This is a genomic window from Paenibacillus sp. 01T422, from assembly GCF_056398785.1.
Genome location: NZ_JBFTQB010000342.1, coordinates 1 through 6,212 on the forward strand (window position 1 = coordinate 1; position 6,212 = coordinate 6,212).

7 protein-coding genes and 1 pseudogene are annotated in these 6,212 nt (G+C 45.0%); 7 read left to right on the forward strand and 1 reads right to left on the reverse strand.

Going from position 1 to position 6,212, the window contains the following annotated elements:
- Nucleotides 1-119: 119 nt before the first annotated feature.
- The 3 genes from yfkAB to ytvI are packed head-to-tail and all read left to right on the forward strand — an operon-like array spanning nt 120 to nt 3,675.
- Nucleotides 120-1,247, forward strand: coding sequence for a radical SAM/CxCxxxxC motif protein YfkAB (gene yfkAB / locus AC1DUA_RS19275; protein ID WP_477501310.1), 1,128 nt, complete (start codon nt 120-122; stop codon nt 1,245-1,247).
- A gap of 29 nt (nt 1,248-1,276) precedes the next feature.
- A complete protein-coding gene (locus AC1DUA_RS19280) occupies nt 1,277-2,614 on the forward strand; it encodes a hemolysin family protein (protein WP_477501311.1) in 1,338 nt (445 codons plus the stop codon).
- A 14-nt stretch (nt 2,615-2,628) separates the two neighbouring features.
- Nucleotides 2,629-3,675, forward strand: coding sequence for a sporulation integral membrane protein YtvI (ytvI, locus tag AC1DUA_RS19285; protein WP_477501312.1), 1,047 nt, complete (start codon nt 2,629-2,631; stop codon nt 3,673-3,675).
- Between the two features lie 143 nt (nt 3,676-3,818).
- Here the strand turns inward: ytvI and AC1DUA_RS19290 are convergent, their stop codons facing one another.
- On the reverse strand, nt 3,819-4,505 hold the full coding sequence (locus AC1DUA_RS19290; protein ID WP_477501313.1) for a C40 family peptidase: 687 nt from the start codon (nt 4,503-4,505) through the stop codon (nt 3,819-3,821).
- A 206-nt stretch (nt 4,506-4,711) separates the two neighbouring features.
- Between AC1DUA_RS19290 and AC1DUA_RS19295 the strand changes: the two genes are divergently transcribed.
- The 4 genes and pseudogenes from AC1DUA_RS19295 to AC1DUA_RS19310 all read left to right on the forward strand — a co-directional run.
- Complete coding sequence (locus tag AC1DUA_RS19295; protein WP_477501314.1) at nt 4,712-4,936, forward strand: spore coat associated protein CotJA; 225 nt, start codon at nt 4,712-4,714, stop codon at nt 4,934-4,936.
- Nucleotides 4,933-5,199 (forward strand): spore coat protein CotJB, encoded by a 267-nt coding sequence (locus AC1DUA_RS19300; RefSeq protein ID WP_477501315.1) that lies wholly within the window; start codon nt 4,933-4,935, stop codon nt 5,197-5,199. The genes AC1DUA_RS19295 and AC1DUA_RS19300 overlap by 4 nt, the downstream gene beginning before the upstream one ends.
- A gap of 16 nt (nt 5,200-5,215) precedes the next feature.
- Nucleotides 5,216-5,452: pseudogene (locus AC1DUA_RS19305) on the forward strand (manganese catalase family protein); the annotation flags it as partial.
- Nucleotides 5,453-5,521: 69 nt separating this feature from the next.
- The coding region (locus tag AC1DUA_RS19310; protein ID WP_477501316.1) for a recombinase family protein at nt 5,522-6,212 on the forward strand (691 nt) is incomplete at its 3' end.

Genomic DNA, 6,212 nt, shown 5'->3' on the forward strand with positions numbered 1-6,212 from the left:
GTGAAGGAGATGGCGGTTTCCTTTTTTTCGCATCATAAGTTACAATAAAGGGCATAGGTATAGGCATGATAAGAACAAATTGCAAGTGAATAGGAAATGATAGGTCAGGTGTGAACAGCATGAATATGAATGGAACACGCTCCTTTTTACCGGAGCTATCTCCCGCTTATGACCCTTGGGACCCGATTCGGTCTTATCGGCAATACGGGAAACACGTACTAACTAGTGTAGAGTTAACGATTACCAATCTGTGTAATATGCGGTGTGAGCATTGCGCGGTAGGCGATTCGTTAACGATGATGGAAGGGCCACGTATTCCCTTACCCGTTATTCTGAATAAACTGGATCAGGTAGAGCATTTGGAGACAATCAGCTTGACAGGCGGAGAACCCTCTTATCATATTAAGATTGTCAAAGATTACATGTTGCCCATCCTTAAATATGCGCGCGAACGGGGTGTTCGTACACAAATCAACTCCAATTTGACGCTCGACTTGGAGCGGTATGAACTGCTTGCTCCTTATCTGGATGTCATGCATATCTCCTTTAATTACTTGAATGCTGACGATTTCCACCAAGTTGGTTTCGTTAATTCGCAGCATCCAGTAGGCCGCGAAACAGCCGTGCGAATGTATGAACGTATGGTAGACAATACGATAGCGCTCAGCAAAGGCGGACTGTACGTATCCGCGGAGTCTATGATTAATACGCGCACGCATGAGAAGCTTCCACAAATTCACAAGCTAATCGATGAAATGGGATGTAAGCGCCACGAGGTTCACCCCATGTACGCGAGCTCTTTTGCCTCACATTTGCCAATGGTTTCACTGGACGAGTTGAGAAGCAGCATTCATCGTTTGCTGGGCAGTCGMAACCGCGACATGTGGATGTTATTCGGCACACTGCCGTTTTTTGCTTGTAATGAGCTCGAAGAGGACCGATTACTGGTGAAAAGGCTTCGCGACGAGGCGAATGTCACGGTTCGGAATGATCCGGACGGGCGAAATCGCTTAAATGTGAGCACATTTACCGGCGAAGTATTCGTCACAGATTTTGCGAATGAACCGCCTTTGGGCAATATCTATGATGATCATCTGGACACTATTTTTGCAAGATGGGAGAACAATCCCCTTAATCAAAAGGTGAATTGCTTCTGCAGTGCAGCATCTTGTTGCGGCCCGAACTTGCTGGTAGCCGATTCGTATTATCGTTCCATTGATTTTAAAAGCCGACAAGCTATTATCTAATATCATCTATCTGAAGGAGTTATCCGCACTTGCCACATACTTCCTTTGACATTGGTTCAATTGTTCTTAATCTGGTATTAGTAATTATCCTCGTTCTGCTGAATGGCTTCTTCGTTGCTGCTGAATTTGCCCTTGTCAAGGTGCGGCATTCCCGCATCCAGCAGCTGCTCAATGAAGGCAGCAGCAAGGCAAAGTATGCCGACAAAGTTACATCGGAATTAGATACGTATCTGTCAGCCACACAGCTCGGAATTACTTTAGCCTCATTAGGTTTAGGTTGGGTAGGGGAGCCGGCTGTTTCTGAGTTGATCATGGAACCGTTTTTCCACGTAATAGGTTTAGAAGCCTCTGTGTATACGCATGCGATATCTTTCATCGTAGCTTTTGGTTTCATTACCTTCCTTCATATCGTGCTGGGGGAACTGGCGCCTAAGTCTTTCGCGATTCAAAAAGCAGAATTAACCTCACTGTGGCTCTCTGCACCGTTGCTGTACTTCTATCGTGTGTTCCGTCCGATCATTTGGGTGCTCAATGGTACGGCGAACAAATTTCTGTCATGGATTGGCGTAGAACCCGCTAGTGAGCATGAGTCAGCACATACAGAGGAAGAGATACGTATTCTGATGGACGAGAGCGTGAGGAGCGGACATATCGATCAAGATGAAATGGTGCTTTTTGATAATATTTTTGAATTCTCAGAGCGGATTGCAAGAGAGGTCATGCTGCCGCGGACCGATATGGATTGTTTATATCTAGAGATGAGCTTTATCGAAAACTTGCGGATGGTTCATGAAACGAAACATACCCGTTATCCTGTTGCTGACGATGATAAAGATAGAATTGTCGGATTCGTACATATTACCGATTTGTTGACGGCTGATCCCGACGTGGAGCACGAGATAAGTGAATTCATACGACCTATTCTGAATGTGCCGGAGTCCATGGAAATAAGCCGCGTTTTGAAATTAATGCAGAAAAAGCATTCGCAATTAGCGATTGTTGTGGATGAATACGGCGGTACTGCAGGTTTTCTCACATTAGAGGACATTATGGAGGAAATCGTTGGCGAGCTGCACGACGAATTCGATATTGACGAACGACCAGAAGTTGAAGTGAAAGATAAGTATACATCCGTAGACGGACGTGTGCTCATTGAAGACTTGAATGATATGCTGGACCTGGAAATTGAAGACGAGGATGTAGACTCAATAGGCGGATGGTTATTTAAGAAGCTGGAAGGAGCCCCGGTCAAAGGTAAAAGAGTGGCTTCAGGCAATCATGTTTTTGAAGTTTCTGAAGTAGATCGATTGCGGATTGTACGTATACATATTACCAAAATCAACGCTGTAAAGCCTGGAAATGAATAATCGGAGGAATTCCTATGTCGCTTAAGACGACACTAATCATAGTGCTTGGATTGCTGGTCCTATACGGATTTTTCACAATAGGGTTACCTTTCCTGCTTGCCTTGGTTACAGCTATTTTTTTGGATCCTCTAACGTTGCTGCTGATGCGAGGTATGAAGGTTAACCGGTTGGTTGCTGCTTCGATCATCAGTACCATTTTTACGCTGCTGACGATGGCTTTGTTCTATTTCATAGGGTTTAATGTCGTGACAGAAGTCATTGATCTCGGCAGAAAAGCACCCAATTATATGGATGGTGTCAATAAATACGTCGATCACGCCGTTAGCCAAACTCAGGTGTTCTATGATTCCTTGTCACCCGAAATGGCGGCGCAGGTGCAAACCTGGGTGGAACGAAGCACAGAAACGTTAACCGCTACATTAACCGACATGCTGAGCGGAATTTCCGGATTCTTCTTGAATATGGCGGGCAAAATTCCGAATTTCTTTATCGTCATGATCGTCTACGTCATCGCTTTATATTTATGCATGTTTAGTTTACCGAAATTGAGAATTGCGTTCCTGTCCATGTTCGAGGACCAGACGAAAACCAAAATGGAGAATGTCCTAGTGTATTTGCGGGAAGCTATTTTTGGATTCATTCGTGCTCAGCTCATCATGGCGATATTAACGTATTTGGTCACTTTCATAGGCTTGCTGGTGCTCAGAGCGGAATATCCGTTAGCTATTTCTTTGCTGGTGATGGTCATGGAATTCGTTCCTGTCATTGGTACGGGGCTAGTGTTCATCCCATGGCTTGGTTATCAGCTGTTAGTCGGACATACGGGGATGGGAATTGGATTATTGGTGCTGTTCCTTGCCTTGACGATCTTCCGCCGCATTGTGGAGCCTAAGGTGCTAAGTGAAGCAGTAGGAATTAATGCCCTCGCGGCTCTTATTAGCTTGTACATTGGCTTCGAACTGCTAGGCGTAGCAGGTTTGTTCTTAGGACCTTTGGTTGTCATTATTTATCAAGCAATGCGGAAGGCTGGTCTTTTGAAGTTGAATATTAAGTTGGATTAACCGAACGTTGATGTTTGAACCGTGTGCAAATAAGGCCCTGCTCACTGCCGTTATGGCAGAGAGCAGGGGCTTTTTTAATGCCTGAGAGGGCGGTGAAGGCCGTCTCGAGCGCATCTCAGGTGTGCCACCAAATGAGCGGAAAACTAATAAACGCGCTTAGCTCCCATATACTTAGGACCCCAATACGAGCTTGTCAGACTTTGCGGGTAAATGCCTGCTGATCGTGTTGCGGATAGAAATTGCCCGTTCCCCAAATAGAAGCCTACATGGTCAATAATGCCGGGAGAGGCTATGGCGAAGAAGACCAGGTCGCCCGGCTGCAAATTAGCCTGACTAACGGATGAGCCTGTGTTATAAAGCTCCTTGGAGGTTGTACGAGCAGTTGGAATTCCGTGCTTTTGAAACATGTAATAAATAAAGCCGGAGCAGTCAAAACCTTGTGGAGTCGCTCCGCCCCACAGGTAGGGGACATGCACAAAGTTCATTGCATCGTCCAGCAGCAGCCGTTTTTTTATTGAGTGGGAAATGCTGGTTTGGGTTGAGATATCCACTATGCCAGTTGGAGCTAATAGATAGGCCCTTTGATAATCTTTAACAGCCTGAGCTGTGATTGTGCCGAAGTAACCGGTGATGGCTGGATATGTAAAATAGCCAAGTGTTTTTAAATTGGTCTGCAATGCAGACACGGATGAGCTTGTCATTCCTTGAGCTAAAGCAATACCGCTTGTTGAAGCCGACGCCGCAGATGCAGGTGGCGTGGGTATAAGGCCATTTATGATGACGGTTACAAGAATTGCGGTAGAAACAATCATTTGTTTAGAACGAGYCATTGTGGTTCCCTCCAAGGTGTTAGATTGTGTAAGTAATGGTGTCACATGGATTATTCTTATTTTAAGCGCTCGAAGCGCCCACTGACCATGAGGAAATTTTGGAAAATCTGTGATTTTGGTCAAGTTGTACCGCATATATGTCCTTATAGGCCTCTCTGCCGCTATGACTATTTCTCGTGCAACGATGCGAGAAGAGGAGGAGACATATGCAATCGCAATTCAGAAAGTACTATCCCTATATCAGTCCATTCGATCCTTGTCCACCGATTCAAGTGAAATTGTATAATGTACCGCCACATCTCTTTATTGCCTTCCAACCGCCAGGTTTGCCGCAATTCAGTCCTTATGAGGCTCTGAGAAAAGGGACACTCTGGCCTGCTCTGTATGGACCCTACGAATCCAAAATAGAAGAAGGGAGCCCATGGTTATGAATCCACCAGCAGTACCGGAATCTTATTACAAAATGATGCATGACCTGCAGGCTGTTGATTTCGTATTGGTCGAGCTAACGTTATATTTGGATACACATCCGAACGATCTCGCAGTTATCCAGCAATACAATCAATTTGCTCAAAAGAGGAAGGCGATGGCTCAGGAATTTGAGCTGGAATTTGGCCCACTAATGCCATTTGGTCATGCCTACAGCAAAAATCCTTGGCAATGGGTTGATACGCCATGGCCATGGCAGGTCTGAATAAGGAGGAAAAAGCATGTGGATATATGAGAAGAAACTTCAGTATCCAGTCAGAGTCAGTAAATGCGACCCGAGAATGGCGAAGCTGCTGCTGGAGCAATATGGGGGAGCCGATGGCGAGCTTGCTGCGGCTTTGCGTTATTTGAATCAGCGATATGCGATTCCGGATAAGGTTGTGGGGTTGCTAACAGATATTGGGACAGAGGAGTTTGCACATCTCGAGATGATTGCAACAATGGTTTATAAACAAACAAATGCTTAATTGCAACAAATGTGATATACTCTCCTCAAGGAATATTATACCATGAGGGGATGAAATATCATGGCGATTAAGAAGGTTGCAATTTATTGCAGAAAAAGCCGCGAAGCCGATGACAAGACAACTGCATCCATAGATGGACAAGCTAATTCTCTGATAGAACTATGTGAAAAGCGTGGGTATGTGTATGATCTGTACAGTGAGACAGGATCGTCCCAAGAATGGGATCGTCCAGAGTTCCAGAAGCTTCTGTCCAAGATCAAGCACTATGAATATGATGCCATCGTTTGCACCGAACAATCTCGCTTGACTCGGAACACGAAACATTACGAGGAAGTCAAAGAGATCATGATTAAGACAGGGTGTGTCCTTGTTACACCAACATCGATGACGGACTATACCAATGAAGATCAAATGTTCAGCGGTGACATTATTGCGCTAATTGAAAAGAGAGAATGGCAAACTACAAGAAAGCGTCTAATGAGGGGTTCTAGGGAATCGGCAAAGAAGGGCAATTGGATGGGCAAAAAAGTTCCTTTAGGATATCAATACAATCGTGACACGAAGAACCTTGAGATTGTTCCTGAGGAAGCAGAGATCATTGTGCGCATGTTCAATGAGTATGTGTCGGGAAAGTCTACCACAACTATAGCATACGACTTCACCAATGCTGGAATTACTAACATGCAATGGAGTTCATCTTCAGTGGCACGAATGATTTCCAACGTTGTTTATGCTGGACACTCTTCCTACG

Excerpts from the sequence above, each read along its gene's own strand:
- ytvI (WP_477501312.1), top strand. The coding sequence starts at position 2,629 with ATGTCGCTTAAGACGACACTAATCATAGTGCTTGGATTGCTGGTCCTA.
- AC1DUA_RS19295 (WP_477501314.1), top strand. The coding sequence starts at position 4,712 with ATGCAATCGCAATTCAGAAAGTACTATCCCTATATCAGTCCATTCGAT.
- AC1DUA_RS19300 (WP_477501315.1), top strand. The coding sequence starts at position 4,933 with ATGAATCCACCAGCAGTACCGGAATCTTATTACAAAATGATGCATGAC.